Origin of the sequence: Hyphomonas oceanitis SCH89 (assembly GCF_000685295.1) — a bacterium.
Taxonomy (GTDB): Bacteria; Pseudomonadota; Alphaproteobacteria; order Caulobacterales; family Hyphomonadaceae; genus Hyphomonas; species Hyphomonas oceanitis.
On sequence record NZ_ARYL01000015.1, the window covers coordinates 45,406 to 59,425 of the forward strand.

Here is a 14,020-nt window from a genome sequence, read left to right on the forward strand (position 1 = left end):
GTCTTGAAGATGGCGGCAAACGGGTCACCCGAAAACGGCTCCGACAGCCTCAACTCTTTCACCGGCGGTAAACTTTTCGACACTGTGTTCGCGAAGGGCATGGCGCTGGTTGAGGAAACAGCTTCCTATCTCGACGGCCCCGGCCGTGATCACGCCCGCACCCTGCCGCGCGAGGCGGGCCTTACCTATTCCGCATGGAGCATGGAGCTGACAACGCGCCTGATGCAGGCTGCGAGCTGGCTAGTGATGCAAAAAGCCGTGCGCGATGGCGAAATGCGGCGCGAGGATGCTTCGGCCCGCAAGTATCGCGTCAACCGGGATGATCCGCCGCTTGATGCCGATGCGCAGCGCGACAAGGGCCTGCCGCACCGTTTCCTGGAACTCGTCGCACGTTCGGAAGCCCTGTTCGAGCAGATCTGCCGTCTCGATCAGGCGCTCTACAATGCGCCGATGCCTGGTCAGGCCAAGAATGTCGTTTCAGACCAGATTGCACAGCTCCAAAGGGCGGCCGAAACCGGCGCTTTCGATCCCTTGATGGTCTGGCACCGCGCCAAGTAGCCGTCAGGCTGCGGTCGGCGGCGGAGGCAGCAGGCCCGATGAGCGGCTGAATTTCGCCGCTTTGATGCGCAGCCGCATGGGCCTGCGATAAAGCACATTCAGGGGCGTCCCGCGGACCAGTCTATGGAACGCGAGCGACAGGGCCACGGCCACCAAAGCCGTCGCCAGAGCGATCAAACCCGCATGATCCATCTCGCCTTTTGCGATAAGGCCGCGCTGCATCAGCGTGACCGGTATGGCGCATGTCAGATAGATAATCAGGCAATGCCGCCCGGCATATCCAATGATGGACAGCCATTTGACATGTGACAGCATCAGGCCAAACGCAATCATCGCTCCGGTGCCGGCAAAGCCCAGAGCCAGGCTGATCAGCGGCAGGCCCGCGACGTGGAGGCCGACGAAGGCCGCGTTGGCGACCGCCCATCCGATAAGGACACGCCATGTTTGCGCAGTATGTCCGGCAACGCGTTCAGCCATTTCAAAGATGACCGGTGCAGCGACGAAACCGGCAAAGAAGAAGACATACCAGCGGCCGAATTCGTTGAGGACAAGCGATCCAGTGTCTATCCAACCTGTTGCAAAGCCCATCTGTAAAAGGGCCGCCACAGCGAAGACTTTGCGCGCAGGCATGCGTCTTAGAAGCCAGGTCGCGCCGTGAAAAACGGTCAGCATGTAGACAAGGAGCAGGCTATCGCGCGGCTCGACCAGTGCATTTAGCAGGTTGCCCAGAAAGATGTGCGGTGCGGTGAGCAACAGTTCGCTGTTCAGCACCGCATCCTGCAAGACGAGCCACACGGCATAGAAATACACAAAGTGAAGTATCTTGCGGTCAATATAGTGTTTCGGCGGCCCGAAGAGCGTTCTGTTGAGAAAGAGGGCCGCAAGGAAGAAAAATGCCGGCATCAGGAAGGGTTGCGCCCAGCGCATCACCAGGTCCATCCAGTCACTATGCAGGCCTGAGGCGCTGAACCCCTGTGTGGTGAACAGGGTGACAATGAGAATAATACACGCGCCTTTTGCGTGATCGACCCAATTTACACGTCCCAGTGGCATTTCCTGCACTCCCCGTCGTTTTCGGGGGAGCCGTGCAAGATTCATGCAGCTTGGCGGTAAGGGGCGCCTAGAAAGTCGCGTAGACCCTCAGGAAATTGCCCGCCTGTTCGGCACAGAAGCCTTCGCGAACTGGTGCCCTCATGATCATCAGGCGGTGCCAAAGCGGGCCGAGCAGAAGTTCCAGCACTTCATCAAGGTCAAAATCGCGGCGGATCACCTTCTTGCCAGCGAGTTCAGCGAGCAGCATGCGCAACGGTTGGCGGATGTCGCGGCCAATCCAGGCACGCCAGACTTCACCGGCCTCCTTGTCGTCGACGGCGGCGAGCAGTGCCACGCGCAAGACGGCATGTCCCTGCCCGGTGCGTGCCGTCGCCTCCAGCGGCACGATCAGCGCCGTCACACGCTCCTGCGGGTCGCGGCCGCCATCCGGGCTGTCAGGGATCAGTGCCAGCGCGGCATCGACACACATGGCGCCAATCGAAGGCCACCAGCGGTAGATTGTCTGTTTTGAAGCGCTTGCCCGTTTGGCAACGCTGTCCACGCTGAAGCCGCGCCAACCCGTTTCGGCCATTTCAACACGTGTGGCCTCAAGGATCGCGGCTTTCGATTCTTCGCTGCGCGTCGGGCCCTTGCGGGAGGTCTTGGAGCCGTCGGTCGTAGTCGCCATTGAAGTCTCCTGGAAAGGCGAGGAATGGTGATGGGTCTCATGATGCCTATTTTGTTATTATAGACATATCGCTAACAATTTGTCCCAATTCCGCTTGCTGATCGCTCAATATCGATTACGCAAGCCGCGCAGACACAGGAATAAGTCAGATGAAATCGATTGATGACCTGATTTCAGGCTACAGGCGGTTCCGCGCAGGTGATTATGCCCAACAGGCAAATCTCTATCGTGAGCTCGGCCAGGGGCAGGATCCGAATATCATGCTGATCGCCTGCGCTGACAGTCGCGCAGAGCCGTCAGATATCTTCAATGCCGCGCCGGGCCAGTTGTTTGTTGTCCGTAACGTCGCCAATCTTGTGCCTCCCTATCAGCCTGATGGCGGTCTTCACGGTGTCAGTGCGGCGCTGGAATATGCGGTGAATGTACTGAAGGTTGGCCATATCGTGGTGATGGGCCATGGCGGCTGTGGCGGTATTGCGGCATCATTGGATGGTGCGGGCAATCCGGCCATCGGTGAATTCGTGACGCCGTGGGTCCGTCTTCTCGAAAAGGCCCGTGAGCGGGTTGTCGAGAGTGGCTCGGTGAACCCCCAGTTTGCCCTGGAGCTTGAAGGTGTCGAGGTCTCGATTGCCAACCTTATGACCTTCCCGTTCGTTGCAAAGGCTGTGGAGGCGGGAGAGCTTTCGCTTCACGGCGCGTGGTTTGCCATCGTTCATGGCGAGCTGCACTGGCGCAATGCAAAAACGGGTCGTTTTGAAGTGATTTCCGCTACTTAGCGGTTGTGAGGAAGGCCGCGAACCCGGCCGAGACGAGCATTGCAGCAGCGGCCGCGCGGTTGAACCAGAGCGCAAAAGCCGGGTTCTGGAAGCGGTGATTCATGGCGTCGGCGGCCCAGGCATAGACTGTGAGCCCCAGCATTTCTGTGGCCGTGACAGTGGCCATGATAATCGCTGCCTGCATGATGACCGGGTGATCGGCATCGAAATAGCTGGGTAGCAGCAGGCCAAAGAACACAAGCGCGTTGGGATTGAGCAATTGCAGGCCGATGCCCCGGCCAAAGAGGCTCGCTTTCGGTGGGGCTTGCGCGGCGCTGGCGCGTGGCTGGGTTGGATCACCCGTCGCCATGGTCCAGGCAAGCCAGGCGATGAACACCAGTCCGGCAAGTTTCAGCGCCAAGAGAATGGTGGGAGCACTTGCTGCGAACGTGGCGAGGCCTGTTGCGGCCAGCGTAATCCAGACAAGATTGGCAGTGGATATACCGACGGCGGGAATAAGCGCCGTTACTGCGCCGTAGCGCAGGGACGTACTCATCACCATCATCACAGCGGGGCCGGGCGTCAGGCCGCCTGCAAAGAACAAGGCCAGCAGTGCAAGCCAGACGGTTAAGTCCATGAATGCGACCGCCGTCTGGCTTTAGCTTTTTTTACCGCGCTCTACGGCGAGCGAAATCAGCTCGCGCGCTTTTTCGATGCCATACCAGCCTTCGATGCGCGTCCACTTACCTTTTTCGAGATCCTTGTAGTGCTCGAAGAAGTGCGCCGTCTTGTCGATCAGCGTCTGTGGCAGGTCGTGATAGGTGGCGATCTTGTCGTAATAGGACGTCAGCTTGTTATGCGGCACGGCGAGGATTTTCTCGTCGGGGCCCTTGTCATCAGTCATCATCAGGACGCCGACGGGGCGCGCGCGCACGACACTGCCCGGAACCAGCGGGCGATTGCCAACAACCATCACGTCAATCGGATCGCCATCGAGGCTAAGCGTGTGGGGCACGAAGCCGTAATTACACGGGTAGCGCATCTCGGTGTAGAGATAGCGGTCGACGAACATGGCGCCGGAGGCCTTGTCGATCTCGTACTTGATCGGATCGCCGCCCAGCGGCACTTCGATCAGGACGTTCAGGTCATCAGGTGGGTTCTGGCCGGTTGTGATCTTGGAAAGGTCCATGGGACGAAGCTCGCTTGTCTGATCAGGGAGGAATTGATTTTGCTGGCGAGCCGGATGGCCTGTCGCAGCGCTCAGGTCAAGAGTTCGCAGTGTCCCAGAGGGTTAACCGTGCATTCACGACACCGGCCACGGGTGCGATTCGAATATGGCCAGTTCCACGTGCTCGGGTGACAGCTCGCGCATCTGATCGATAAAATCCATATTTTCAGGAAGGGCGATATGCGCCTTCATCGCGGCGAGATCCGACCAATACTCAAGAAAAACAAGGCGCGCAGCATTCTCGCAATCGACGTGAACATTGTGCCCAAGACAGTCAGCTGCCGCGCGCGCGCGTTTGGCATGTTCAAGAGCGAGCCCGAGGATACGGTCATGCTTATCTGGTGTCGTCGTGACGCCGCCTGTGACAATGATCATCTGAAATATCCAGTGTTTGCGGGGCTAATCCCGTTTGACGGCATAGTTGAAACTGATGGAAATCCGGGGAATGTCGCTCCGGTTTGGCATCACTTCGTGGCGCAGCCAGCTTTCCCAGAACATGGCGTGTCCCTGGGTGGGGGTGACGTAGACGAAGCGGCGGGCGGCTTCCGGGGCGTCGTCTTCAGGTTGTGGGGCGGCCATCATGAAGGCCAGGCGGGGGTCTTCGAATTTGAGCTGTCCTGCCCCTTCCGGAATGGTCACGTAATAGGTGCCGGAGATGACGCTGCCGGGGTGGATATGGCCGGAATGGCTGCCGCTTTCGCCGAGGATATTGACCCATAGGCCGTTCAGCTCAAGTGTCTGATCCTGCATATCCCAGTGCAGATCACGGGCATAGGCCTCTGCTTCTGAATCGAGGAAAGCCTTGAGTTCTGCGATCTCCGGAAAGCGCTCCGGCAGGTCATCGAGCGAGGCATAGGATGTGTAACCGTCATAGCCTTCGCTGTCGCACCAGTCATTGCCGGCCTCGTCCTCATCTTCGAGCAGCCAGCACACTTTCTCGAGGGACGCCCGCAGCGGATCATCCCCGATTGCGGCATGGCGGATGAGGGTCGGGAAGAGCGTCTGCAGGGGCATTAAAGGGTATTCTCGGGTCGTTGCGTGGGCTTCACGGGTTATTCGGGGTGCGCCGCATGGGACTTCGCGGACCGTTCCCGGTCCGCGAAGCGTGTCTTCCTATTCCGGTTTGACGAATTTGAGCGTCATCCGGTCGCTCTCGCCGATATCGGCATAAAGCGTTGGGTCAAAGCCTTCCGGTGTATTGCCATCGGAATCGGTCGTTGTGCTGACCGGAGGCAGCGTCCAGACGCCAAAGGGGTGGTCTGTCGTATCAGCCGGGTTGGCGTTGATTTCGCTCGAGCCGACAAATTCGAAGCCCGCCGCAATGGCGCGCGCCTTGATAAAGTCTTCGTGCACATAGCCGGTCGAGCCGGTCGGATCCTGCGTCGCGGTGGACGGCAGGCGGTGCTCGACCACGCCGAGCACGCCGCCCGGTTTCAGGGCTGCAAAGGCATCGGTGAAGAACTTCTCGGTATAACCGCCCGACATCCAGTTATGCACATTGCGGAAGGTCAGCACGGCATCGGCCGTACCGGCTTCGGTCAGCGGGCCGCTGACGCCGGAAAAGACGCTGTATTCAATCGTGCCGTAATGCGGATCGGTATAATTGGATTTGAACTCGGCGAGACGATCAATCGTGCGCTGCTTGCGCTCCTCGTCCGGTGCTGCAGCCGGATCGAAGCCTGCTGCGACGAGCTTGCCGCCACCGGCCGCGAGATAGGGCGCGAGGATATTGGTGTACCAGCCACCGCCGGGCCAGATTTCGACCACGGTGTCAGTTGGTTCAACGTCGAAGAATTCGAGAGTTTCGACAGGGTGACGCCAAACGTCGCGCGCCTTTTCAGCGTCGGACCGGCCTGCATCATTGACCGCTTCCTGGAGCGGGCTGAGCGCAGCGACTTCGGGGGCCTCGGCCGGCGGTGTTTCGACGGGGGCCGGTGTCTCCGGTTGCCCACACGCAGCGAGCAAGCCAAACGCGGCACCCGCCAACAGGAAATTCTTCATCGCCTTCTCCTTCATTGACATCTTGAACACCCCCTTACGCTACCCAAATACTAATTGTCACGGTGCCGCAATGCGGGCCGGGACCGGGAAATGTGCCAGCGCCGATGACGGGCTGGGTGTTCACATGGCCCGAGACGAACCGAGGGCCTGTTTGCTGCAGGTCCCTCACAGTTGCTTCAGACTAGAGGACTGTTTCCATGAGCAATATCGATTTGACCCCCCTTTACCGCACGATGGTTGGCTTTGACCGCATGGCCACGATGATCGACACCGCATCGCGTCTCGACGGTACACAGGGCTATCCCCCTTATAATATTGAGCGTTCAGGCGAGAATGCCTTCGCCATCGAAATTGCCGTTGCCGGATTTACCGAGGCCGATCTCGACATCGAGACCAAGGAAGGCCAGCTGACGGTCGCCGGCAAGAAAGGCGAAAACGAGGATGGCGACGGACGCGAATTCCTGCATCGCGGCATTGCGCAGCGCAGTTTCATTCGTCGCTTCCAACTCGCCGATCACGTGATCGTGACCGGCGCCGCGCTCCACCATGGTGTCCTTCGCATCGATCTGGTGCGCGAGCTTCCTGAAGAAAAGAAGCCCCGCAAGATTTCGATTGGCACGGACGAAGCCCGGTCTGAGCCGAAGCTGATCAGCAAAAAAGCAGCAGGCAGCGCCGCCTGATTCTGCAGCTTTCATGAAATGAAGAGCGGCGCGTCCCACGGGGCGCGCCGTTTTTTATGCCTTGGCAAGGTGTTTGCGCGCACCCGTCCGCTCAAGGAATTTATTGAGGCCCTCATCGCCGGCGGTGGTCGACACAGCCGCGCGCAGGGATTTGAAGGAACGCGCCGCATAACGCTGCGTGCCCTGTTCAAAAGCGCCATCTGTGAGCGTGACGGAAAAGCGCTTGCGATTGCGCGACGCGCTGGCCGCGTTGGCGCTTGCCCATGGCAGATAAGTGACGCTGAGTTCTCTCTCGAAAAGCGGGGCGAGCGTTTCTTCCAGTGCGCCGAGATCTGCGAACGGACCGCCTGCCTGTGGGGCTTCCATAAAGGCGCACCAAGCGGCCACGAAGGGTGCGCGATCACGGAGCCAGTTACCGGGCGTGGGGTCCAGCAACATCTGCTGGAATTGCGCAGCAAGGGCAAAGTCTGCCACGGAGGGACGCGTGCCGAAGAGGCAGAGATGATTCGTCAGATGGTCATTCAGGCAAAGGGCAAAGCGGCGCCAGGAGGCGTCGAGGGTTGCGGTATTGTCTGCCTCGGCGCCGACCAGTGAAAGCCGCGCGGTCATGCGCTCGACAATCTGCTTCTGCGGCGCCTTGCGGGCGCGCGGCGGCTTGCCGTCATAGAGCTGGGCGAGGACGCGCAAGGCGGCGGCCTCGCGGTCTGGCGACTGGCCCCAGCGCTGTTGGAACATGCATTTGTTCAGCCATTCGTCGGCAAAATCCTCAAGGATGAGCGCGAGCATTGCGCAGGCTGGATCATCAGGAACCGAAGAGGGCTCTGGATGGTCAGCCTCGATCGCTGCCAGCATGGCTGTTGAATCCTGGCTGACGGGCCGTGTCGGTGAAACGAGGAGGGGAACGGTCGCTATGGTCTGCGCATTCGCCTGGAAATCGGCCTCATTGCTGCGCGAACGCGTGACCCATTCGAAGGGCAATTCCTTGTAGGTGAGGAAGGCTTTCACCTTGAGCGAGTATGGAGACGTGTCTGCGCCAAACAGACGATAATTGGTCATAACGCTACCCTTCAAGTCTGGCCCCTCTCTAGGGACTTCACCTCGAACTGCCAAGCAGCGTTTGCCGCCTGCGCCGATAATGGGTATGCGCTCCATCAAATGCTGGGGTGGCAGGAAATAAAGGACGAATGAAATGCGTGTAATGCATGTCATGGCAGGCGCGGCAGAAGGCGGCGCGGAAAACATCATGCTGGAATCGGTGCTGGCGCTAGCCGAGACCGATCTTGCGCAGCACGTCGTGACGCGGCCTGACAATGCGTTCCGGATCCAGAAATTTCGCGAGGCTGGCATCGGCGTCGATGTGGCAGCGTTCAACAATAGCTGGCCTTTCCCCACACAGCGCGTGATCGCGGATGCCATCAAGCAATTCGAGCCGGATGTGATCGAATACTGGATGGGCCGGGCCGGACAGTTCGCGCCAAAACAATACCGCACACGGTCCATCGGCTGGTATGGCGGCTATTACAAGCTGGCGCGTTTCAAGAATTGTGAATGGCATGTCGGCCTGACCATCGACCTGCTACGCCACATCCGCGAACAGGGCGTCAGCGACGAGCGCTCGGCCATCGTACATACATATGCAGACTTCACCGGCGCAGACCCGGCGAGCCGGAAGGCGCTGAATACGCCAGAGGATGCGCCAGTCGCGCTGGCGCTCGCGCGCCTCCACGAGAAGAAGGGCCTCGATACGCTGCTCGATGCGACGGCGAAGATTGACGGGCTCTATGTCTGGATTGCCGGCGAAGGCCCGCTTGAGCAGGAATTAAAAGCGCATTGCGCGCGGCTCGGCCTTGATGACCGCGTGCGCTTCCTTGGCTGGCGCAATGACCGCGGCGCGCTGCTGGCGGCGTGTGATGTTGTGGCCTTCCCGTCGCGCTATGAACCGTTCGGCACCGTGACGGTGGATGCGTGGGCGGGGTCTCGCCCGCTGGTCGCTGCTGATGCCGTTGGCCCGGCTGCCTATGTGAAGGACGGCGTCAACGGGCTGCTGATTCCGAAGAATGATGTTGATGCCCTGGTGGACGCCTTGCGCAAGGTTGTGACGGACAAGGATCTGGCGGCGAAGCTCGTGGCTGGCGGCCGCGCATCCTACGAAGCGCAGTTCACCAAGGCTGTCTTCCAGCGGGATTCGATTGCGCTGTATGAAAAGATCGCTGCCCATGCGGGGCCGTTTGCTGGCTAGGCCTTGGCGGCATGGACCGTTCGGAAGAAGCCCCGGTAGAGACGCGCGGCGACACGTTCGCCGAGGCCGATCTCGACGCGGATGCCAGCCTGGCGAAGGGCAGTGATTCCGCCTTCGGCGAGCGGGTGAGGATCGGTAATCGCGCAGACCACGCGGGCCACGCCGGCGTCTTTCAGTTTGGTGGAGCAGGACGGACTGCCGCTTGACCGCTCGCGGCAGGGTTCCAGTGTGACATAGGCCGTGCCGCCGAGGGCGCGCGGGCCGGCCTCGTCGAGCGCAATCTCTTCGGCATGGGGACGTCCGCCCAATCCGGTGACGCCATCGCCAATGATGTGGCCGTCGGCGTCAAGGATCACGCAGCCCACCGAAGGGTTCGGTCCGGTCAGGCCCTGGTTCAGGCGCGCGAGGCCGAGGGCCCGGCCCATCATGCGCCGGTCGCGGCGTTTGCTCATGGAAGCTCGGGCAGCGGCGTGGCCCGTGCAGCATCCAGATAGCGAACTGAAATGGGTTTCAGATTGGCGTCGAGATCGATGAGGAGCGGGTTGCCTGTCGGAATCTCGATCCCGGTAATGGACTCATCCGGCACATTGAACAGGTGTTTGACGAGGGCGCGCAGCGAATTGCCGTGGGCCGCGATCACCGTATCTGTTCCCGCGCTCAGGACGGGCGCGATTTCATTGTTCCAATAGGGCAGCACGCGCTCAAGCGTGGTCTTCAGGCTTTCCGTGGCCGGGACATCAATGCCCTTGTAGCGGGGGTCTTTCGCCGGATTGTACTGGCTGTCTTCGTCGATGGGGGGCGGTGGCACATCATAGGAGCGGCGCCATACGTGCACTTGTTCGTCGCCATGCTTGGCGGCGGTTTCGGCCTTGTCGAGACCTGTCAGTCCGCCGTAATGGCGCTCATTGAGCTGCCAGTTCTTCTCGACCGGTACCCAGACGCGGCCCATTTCGGTGAGCGCCATCCAGAGCGTGCGGATGGCGCGGGTCTGGACGCTGGTGAAAGCTGCGCGGAAGTCGGCATCGACGCCCTTGAGCAGTGTGCCGGAATGGCGGGCCTCGGCCTCGCCTTTTTCGGTGAGGTCTGCATCCCACCAGCCGGTGAAGCGGTTCTCAAGATTCCAGGCGGATTGTCCGTGGCGGACAAGGGCGAGTTTGGTCATCGGTCGGCTTTCCTCAAAACGGCATCACTTCAGGCGTCTGGCGCCCTTTTCGGGGTAAAACATCAAAGGTTCAAGCTTTCATGACCCGGATGAGCTCGGCGAAGGCAAGAACGACGTGGTAGGTCGTGGAGGCTGGCATGAATGTCGAGAGGATGTCGCCCTCGGCGCCATAGTGGTCGATCCAGCCGCCATCGGGCGTCAGGAATTCGTCCATGATGACGTCAAAACTGGTGCAGGCGGCTGCGGCGTGACGCTCGTCCCCGGTGGATTCCAGCATGCTGAGATGCGCCTTCAGGGCCTCGGTCTGGGACCATGTGCGACGGGAGCCATCGAAAGGCTGGCCCTCGCGGGTTACTTCCACGCAGGCCCTTCCATCATCATCAAGCGTGGCGCAGGCAAAATCGTAGAGCGTGGCCGCCGCCGGAAGGACCGGCGTATCGGTCGCTGCCGCATAGGCATGGAGCAGCCAGACCCATTCGAACTGGTGGCCCGGCTCGACAATATCGGCGTCGCGGCCTTCTGGCGTGGACCAGTCCGGCGCAAAGCGTTCGCCCAGCAAGCCGCCCGGCCCTGCCGTGAAGCGCGTTTCGAAAAGGGCGATCAGTTCGGCCGCGCGGGCGAGATGATCGCCGTCAGGATCGACCTTGTGAAGGGAAAGACAGGCCTCCAGCAGGTGCATGTGCGGGTTTTGCTCGCGGATGCCGGGGCGGGGCAGGATTTCGGCATATCCGCCATTCAGGCGGTCACGCATCTGCCGGTCGACGGCATCGAGCAGGGCGCCGGCACTCGCGCGGGTTTCGCCCGTGCCGCCAAGCGCATCGGCGGATTCGGCGATGGCAAAGAGTGTGAAGGCAATGTCATAGAGATCGGGCGTTTCATCCAGAACGCCGCTGCCATCAGGCTGGAGCGTGCGGCCGACAAGGCCGTCATCGCGGCGGGCGAGGCCCGTCAGGATACCGAGGCCGAGCTCAACCCGGTTGCATGACACGTCCGGGCGCCAACCGAGCCGCAGGGCTTCTGCGAAGACATAGGTCTGCCGGGCCTGGACGCGGACACGGTTCTCACGGGCATCGGTGATATTATGGTCAAGCTCAAGCCCCTCGCGGAACAAGCCGTAACTGTTCACGCCACGCTCGGCCCAGAGAGGAAAACAGGCATCCGCAAGCCATGTGCGGGCTTCCTTGGCCCGACGCTTCAAGGCTGACCTGGACATTGGGACGGGTCCTCGAAATGCATGTGAAGCCGAGCATACGGCTCGCCAAACCGATTGCGCACCTGCTATCAGCAGATGCTATGATTGGCCAGCGCCCTTGCGCGCATTGCCGGTAGCAAAGGACGCTTCGCATGCGAGACAGGTTATTCTTCCCGGCTGCGCTGGTTGTCGTGGGCCTGATGGTCTTCTTTGCCATCCGTCCGGCTATTGGCGCCTTGCCGACCGGCACGGTGACCGGCGACGGCGCGCATTATGACAAGATCGTCGTCGAGGGAGACTATCTTCACAAGATCTATGCGGGCGGAAATGCCAAGACGGAATTGATCGACGGCCCGGATGGGGAACGCCTGCTACTGATACAGGCGGATACAGGCGCGTTGCGCGATGAGCCGGAACTCGGCCCGCATTTTCGGCTCGCGGCCGATATTGAAATCCAGTTTGCGGGCCAGACCATCCGCACGATCGTGCGTGCGCGCCCGGCCGACGACAAGGGCGCCATGCAACTCGCAGTGAATTATTCAGCCGGACGCGTGGGGGAATCGGGCTGGAAAATATTCGATCTCAAACCCGGCTTCGAGGATTTCAGTTTCGACTATGACGTTCCCATGATCGAGGGCGATCAGGGTGTGGACTATCTGGGTCTTCGGCCCGTTGTTCCCGAGAAGAGCCGCGCAATCGTCATTGAGCGCGTGACATTCGAGCGGGTCGGAAGATGGAAGACTGACTAAAATACAGGTCGCTCGGTGGATACACCCAGCGCCTGTTCAAGCGCGCGCCCGAAAGCCAGCATCGGCCCTTCCCTGAAGAGGGGCGCCCAGAGCGAAATGGCGACCGGTGTGCGGGCCTGCAGTGCGTCGGGGTTCGCCTCTGTATCGAACAGTGTCCTTGGTTTGGTCATCTCAAAGCCGCAGCGCAGGACGAGGCAGGGATGCCCGGTAAAATTGGTTGGCGTGAGCATGCCGCTCGAATAGCTGGGGCCAATCACGACATCCACATCTGCGAAGGCCTCATGCATGGCCTGCATCCAGAGACGGCGCAGGCGGTCCGTCTGGATCAGGTCTACCGCGCTGATGAACCGGGCGCCGCGAAAGCTGTTCGGCCAGGCTTCCGGATCCTGCCACGTCAGTTCGTCATCGCGGCCTGACAGCGTGAGGCTTTCAAAGGCGGCTGCCGCCTCAGCCGTCAATTGCAGCGAGAGCGGTTCGGAGGGCAGGTTCGGCACTGTGAAGGGGACGAGTGTGGCGCCGAGACCTTTTGCCGTCTCGATCGCATTCTTCTCCGTCTCGGTGGCCTCCGTCAGCCAGGCAGGATCAAATCCGAGGCGCAGGCCGGTGATGGGCGTGCGAAAGTCATAGGTGAAGCCGGCGGCGATGGAGCCTGCATCGGCAGGATCGAAACCATTGATCGCCTCCAGAACCAGCGCGCAGTCTTCGACCGAGCGGGCAATCGGCCCGCATTTATCGAGTGACCAGCAAAGCGCCATGCCCCCTGCCCGGCTGACCCGGCCGAAGGTGGGCCGGAGCGCTGTCGTTCCGCAGCGCATCGACGGGGAGACAAGCGAGCCGAGGGTTTCCGTGCCGATCGCAAAGCCGCACAGGCCGGCCGCCGTCGCGCTGGCAGAACCGGCACTGGAGCCGGACGATCCCTCGCGGGTATCGAACGGGTTGCGCGTCACACCGCCAAACCAGACATCGCCATAGGCCAGCGCGCCACATGTCGTTTTTCCAAGCAGGATGGCGCCGGCCTCAGACAGTTTGCGTACGATGGCGCTGTCGCCCTCAGAGGCGCGTGTCTTGTAGGGCGCCGCGCCCCAGGTTGTGGGCGCGCCCTCGGCATCGAACAGGTCTTTCAGGGCGTAGGGAATGCCATGCAGGGGCCCGCGCACCTTGCCGGCCGCGCGCTCGGCATCCATGGCGTCCGCTTCACGCCGGGCCCGTTCAGCCATGACGGTCACAAAGCATTCAAGCCTGGGGGCGATGATCTCAATGCGCTTCAGATAGAGATCCGTCAGCTCCCGGCTGGAGATAGCACCGGCTGACAGCCATGTGCGCAGCTGGGTCAGCGAGGCAAAGGCGACATCTTCTTCGCCCGGCATGGCAGCGCTCACAAAAGGCATGACGCTGACGCTGGAGGTTTCGGTCAGGCCATAGTCCATGCCGGGCAGGCGGGGATCGAACACCGTTGCCGGGGCGAGGCTGTTTGGTTTGTCGACCTCCCGCAATTGCTGGAGGGCGCCGAGGCGCGCTTCGAGATCGGCCACCATCTGGGCGCGTTCGGCATCTGTGTAGGTTATGCCTGTGAGCGCCTCGGCGTCGCGGATCGTTGTGGCGGTGATCCCTTCCGGCACTGGCGCGGGCTCGGGTTTGCGGGAGCAGGCAGCGGCGGCCAGCCCGGCGAGGCCAGCGCCTGCGCCGAGGAGGAGGTTGCGCCGTGACGGTGCGTTCTTATCGAATATCCTGTCCAT

17 protein-coding genes are annotated in these 14,020 nt (G+C 61.2%); 5 read left to right on the forward strand and 12 right to left on the reverse strand.

Translation table 11 applies throughout. The features are described 5' to 3' along the window. Positions 1 to 9: 9 nt before the first annotated feature. Complete coding sequence (locus HOC_RS11020) at positions 10 to 558, forward strand: DUF1465 family protein (protein WP_035538476.1); 549 nt, start codon at positions 10 to 12, stop codon at positions 556 to 558. 3 nt (positions 559 to 561) lie between these two features. Here HOC_RS11020 and HOC_RS11025 read toward each other — a convergent pair whose 3' ends face one another. Next, a complete protein-coding gene (locus HOC_RS11025) occupies positions 562 to 1,611 on the reverse strand; it encodes an acyltransferase family protein (protein WP_035538478.1) in 1,050 nt (349 codons plus the stop codon). A 67-nt stretch (positions 1,612 to 1,678) separates the two neighbouring features. Next, entirely contained in the window at positions 1,679 to 2,278 is a 600-nt protein-coding gene (locus tag HOC_RS11030) for a TetR/AcrR family transcriptional regulator (protein ID WP_034737708.1), read from the reverse strand. 149 nt (positions 2,279 to 2,427) lie between these two features. On the opposite strand from HOC_RS11030, the gene HOC_RS11035 reads away from it, so the two are divergent. After that, the gene (locus HOC_RS11035; protein ID WP_035538479.1) at positions 2,428 to 3,054 is read left to right on the forward strand and encodes a carbonic anhydrase; all 627 of its coding nucleotides are present in this window, start codon (positions 2,428 to 2,430) and stop codon (positions 3,052 to 3,054) included. On the opposite strand, the gene HOC_RS11040 is transcribed toward HOC_RS11035, so the two are convergent. From HOC_RS11040 to HOC_RS11060, 5 genes are all read right to left on the reverse strand, one after another. Further along, positions 3,047 to 3,670 (reverse strand): LysE family translocator, encoded by a 624-nt coding sequence (locus HOC_RS11040; protein ID WP_035538482.1) that lies wholly within the window; start codon positions 3,668 to 3,670, stop codon positions 3,047 to 3,049. The genes HOC_RS11035 and HOC_RS11040 overlap by 8 nt on opposite strands. Positions 3,671 to 3,691: 21 nt before the next feature. Continuing rightward, positions 3,692 to 4,222, reverse strand: coding sequence for an inorganic diphosphatase (ppa, locus tag HOC_RS11045; protein WP_035538484.1), 531 nt, complete (start codon positions 4,220 to 4,222; stop codon positions 3,692 to 3,694). Between the two features lie 114 nt (positions 4,223 to 4,336). Then, positions 4,337 to 4,636 (reverse strand): putative quinol monooxygenase, encoded by a 300-nt coding sequence (locus tag HOC_RS11050; protein WP_035538486.1) that lies wholly within the window; start codon positions 4,634 to 4,636, stop codon positions 4,337 to 4,339. A gap of 24 nt (positions 4,637 to 4,660) precedes the next feature. Beyond that, positions 4,661 to 5,275: a TIGR02466 family protein gene (locus HOC_RS11055; protein ID WP_035538488.1), complete on the reverse strand. Its 615-nt coding sequence runs from the start codon at positions 5,273 to 5,275 to the stop codon at positions 4,661 to 4,663. A gap of 99 nt (positions 5,276 to 5,374) precedes the next feature. Continuing rightward, a complete protein-coding gene (locus HOC_RS11060) occupies positions 5,375 to 6,283 on the reverse strand; it encodes a class I SAM-dependent methyltransferase (protein ID WP_241766984.1) in 909 nt (302 codons plus the stop codon). Positions 6,284 to 6,459: 176 nt separating this feature from the next. Here HOC_RS11060 and HOC_RS11065 point away from each other — a divergent pair, with 176 nt between their 5' ends. Next, entirely contained in the window at positions 6,460 to 6,942 is a 483-nt protein-coding gene (locus tag HOC_RS11065; protein ID WP_035538490.1) for an Hsp20 family protein, read from the forward strand. 54 nt (positions 6,943 to 6,996) lie between these two features. Here HOC_RS11065 and HOC_RS11070 read toward each other — a convergent pair whose 3' ends face one another. After that, positions 6,997 to 7,998 (reverse strand): glutathione S-transferase family protein, encoded by a 1,002-nt coding sequence (locus tag HOC_RS11070; protein ID WP_035538491.1) that lies wholly within the window; start codon positions 7,996 to 7,998, stop codon positions 6,997 to 6,999. Between the two features lie 133 nt (positions 7,999 to 8,131). On the opposite strand from HOC_RS11070, the gene HOC_RS11075 reads away from it, so the two are divergent. After that, complete coding sequence (locus tag HOC_RS11075; protein WP_035538494.1) at positions 8,132 to 9,181, forward strand: glycosyltransferase; 1,050 nt, start codon at positions 8,132 to 8,134, stop codon at positions 9,179 to 9,181. On the opposite strand, the gene HOC_RS11080 is transcribed toward HOC_RS11075, so the two are convergent. The 3 genes from HOC_RS11080 to HOC_RS11090 all read right to left on the reverse strand — a co-directional run bounded on the left by HOC_RS11080 (position 9,178) and on the right by HOC_RS11090 (position 11,556). Beyond that, the gene (locus HOC_RS11080; protein WP_035538496.1) at positions 9,178 to 9,633 is read right to left on the reverse strand and encodes a bifunctional diaminohydroxyphosphoribosylaminopyrimidine deaminase/5-amino-6-(5-phosphoribosylamino)uracil reductase RibD; all 456 of its coding nucleotides are present in this window, start codon (positions 9,631 to 9,633) and stop codon (positions 9,178 to 9,180) included. The genes HOC_RS11075 and HOC_RS11080 overlap by 4 nt on opposite strands. After that, positions 9,630 to 10,343 carry a 2,3-diphosphoglycerate-dependent phosphoglycerate mutase gene (gpmA, locus tag HOC_RS11085; protein ID WP_035538498.1) on the reverse strand — a complete coding sequence of 238 codons (714 nt, stop codon included), beginning with the start codon at positions 10,341 to 10,343 and terminating at the stop codon, positions 9,630 to 9,632. The genes HOC_RS11080 and gpmA overlap by 4 nt, the downstream gene beginning before the upstream one ends. A 70-nt stretch (positions 10,344 to 10,413) precedes the next feature. Next, positions 10,414 to 11,556 (reverse strand): AGE family epimerase/isomerase, encoded by a 1,143-nt coding sequence (locus HOC_RS11090; protein ID WP_051624782.1) that lies wholly within the window; start codon positions 11,554 to 11,556, stop codon positions 10,414 to 10,416. Between the two features lie 131 nt (positions 11,557 to 11,687). Between HOC_RS11090 and HOC_RS11095 the strand changes: the two genes are divergently transcribed. Next, on the forward strand, positions 11,688 to 12,284 hold the full coding sequence (locus HOC_RS11095) for a hypothetical protein (protein WP_035538500.1): 597 nt from the start codon (positions 11,688 to 11,690) through the stop codon (positions 12,282 to 12,284). On the opposite strand, the gene HOC_RS11100 is transcribed toward HOC_RS11095, so the two are convergent. After that, complete coding sequence (locus HOC_RS11100; RefSeq protein ID WP_035538502.1) at positions 12,281 to 14,020, reverse strand: amidase; 1,740 nt, start codon at positions 14,018 to 14,020, stop codon at positions 12,281 to 12,283. The two genes, HOC_RS11095 and HOC_RS11100, sit on opposite strands and share 4 nt — an antisense overlap.

Excerpts from the sequence above, each read along its gene's own strand:
- HOC_RS11020 (WP_035538476.1), top strand. The coding sequence starts at position 10 with ATGGCGGCAAACGGGTCACCCGAAAACGGCTCCGACAGCCTCAACTCT.
- HOC_RS11025 (WP_035538478.1), bottom strand. The coding sequence starts at position 1,611 with ATGCCACTGGGACGTGTAAATTGGGTCGATCACGCAAAAGGCGCGTGT.
- HOC_RS11030 (WP_034737708.1), bottom strand. The coding sequence starts at position 2,278 with ATGGCGACTACGACCGACGGCTCCAAGACCTCCCGCAAGGGCCCGACG.
- HOC_RS11035 (WP_035538479.1), top strand. The coding sequence starts at position 2,428 with ATGAAATCGATTGATGACCTGATTTCAGGCTACAGGCGGTTCCGCGCA.
- HOC_RS11040 (WP_035538482.1), bottom strand. The coding sequence starts at position 3,670 with ATGGACTTAACCGTCTGGCTTGCACTGCTGGCCTTGTTCTTTGCAGGC.
- ppa (WP_035538484.1), bottom strand. The coding sequence starts at position 4,222 with ATGGACCTTTCCAAGATCACAACCGGCCAGAACCCACCTGATGACCTG.
- HOC_RS11050 (WP_035538486.1), bottom strand. The coding sequence starts at position 4,636 with ATGATCATTGTCACAGGCGGCGTCACGACGACACCAGATAAGCATGAC.
- HOC_RS11055 (WP_035538488.1), bottom strand. The coding sequence starts at position 5,275 with ATGCCCCTGCAGACGCTCTTCCCGACCCTCATCCGCCATGCCGCAATC.
- HOC_RS11060 (WP_241766984.1), bottom strand. The coding sequence starts at position 6,283 with ATGTCAATGAAGGAGAAGGCGATGAAGAATTTCCTGTTGGCGGGTGCC.
- HOC_RS11065 (WP_035538490.1), top strand. The coding sequence starts at position 6,460 with ATGAGCAATATCGATTTGACCCCCCTTTACCGCACGATGGTTGGCTTT.
- HOC_RS11070 (WP_035538491.1), bottom strand. The coding sequence starts at position 7,998 with ATGACCAATTATCGTCTGTTTGGCGCAGACACGTCTCCATACTCGCTC.
- HOC_RS11075 (WP_035538494.1), top strand. The coding sequence starts at position 8,132 with ATGCGTGTAATGCATGTCATGGCAGGCGCGGCAGAAGGCGGCGCGGAA.
- HOC_RS11080 (WP_035538496.1), bottom strand. The coding sequence starts at position 9,633 with ATGAGCAAACGCCGCGACCGGCGCATGATGGGCCGGGCCCTCGGCCTC.
- gpmA (WP_035538498.1), bottom strand. The coding sequence starts at position 10,343 with ATGACCAAACTCGCCCTTGTCCGCCACGGACAATCCGCCTGGAATCTT.
- HOC_RS11090 (WP_051624782.1), bottom strand. The coding sequence starts at position 11,556 with ATGTCCAGGTCAGCCTTGAAGCGTCGGGCCAAGGAAGCCCGCACATGG.
- HOC_RS11095 (WP_035538500.1), top strand. The coding sequence starts at position 11,688 with ATGCGAGACAGGTTATTCTTCCCGGCTGCGCTGGTTGTCGTGGGCCTG.
- HOC_RS11100 (WP_035538502.1), bottom strand. The coding sequence starts at position 14,020 with ATGGACAGGATATTCGATAAGAACGCACCGTCACGGCGCAACCTCCTC.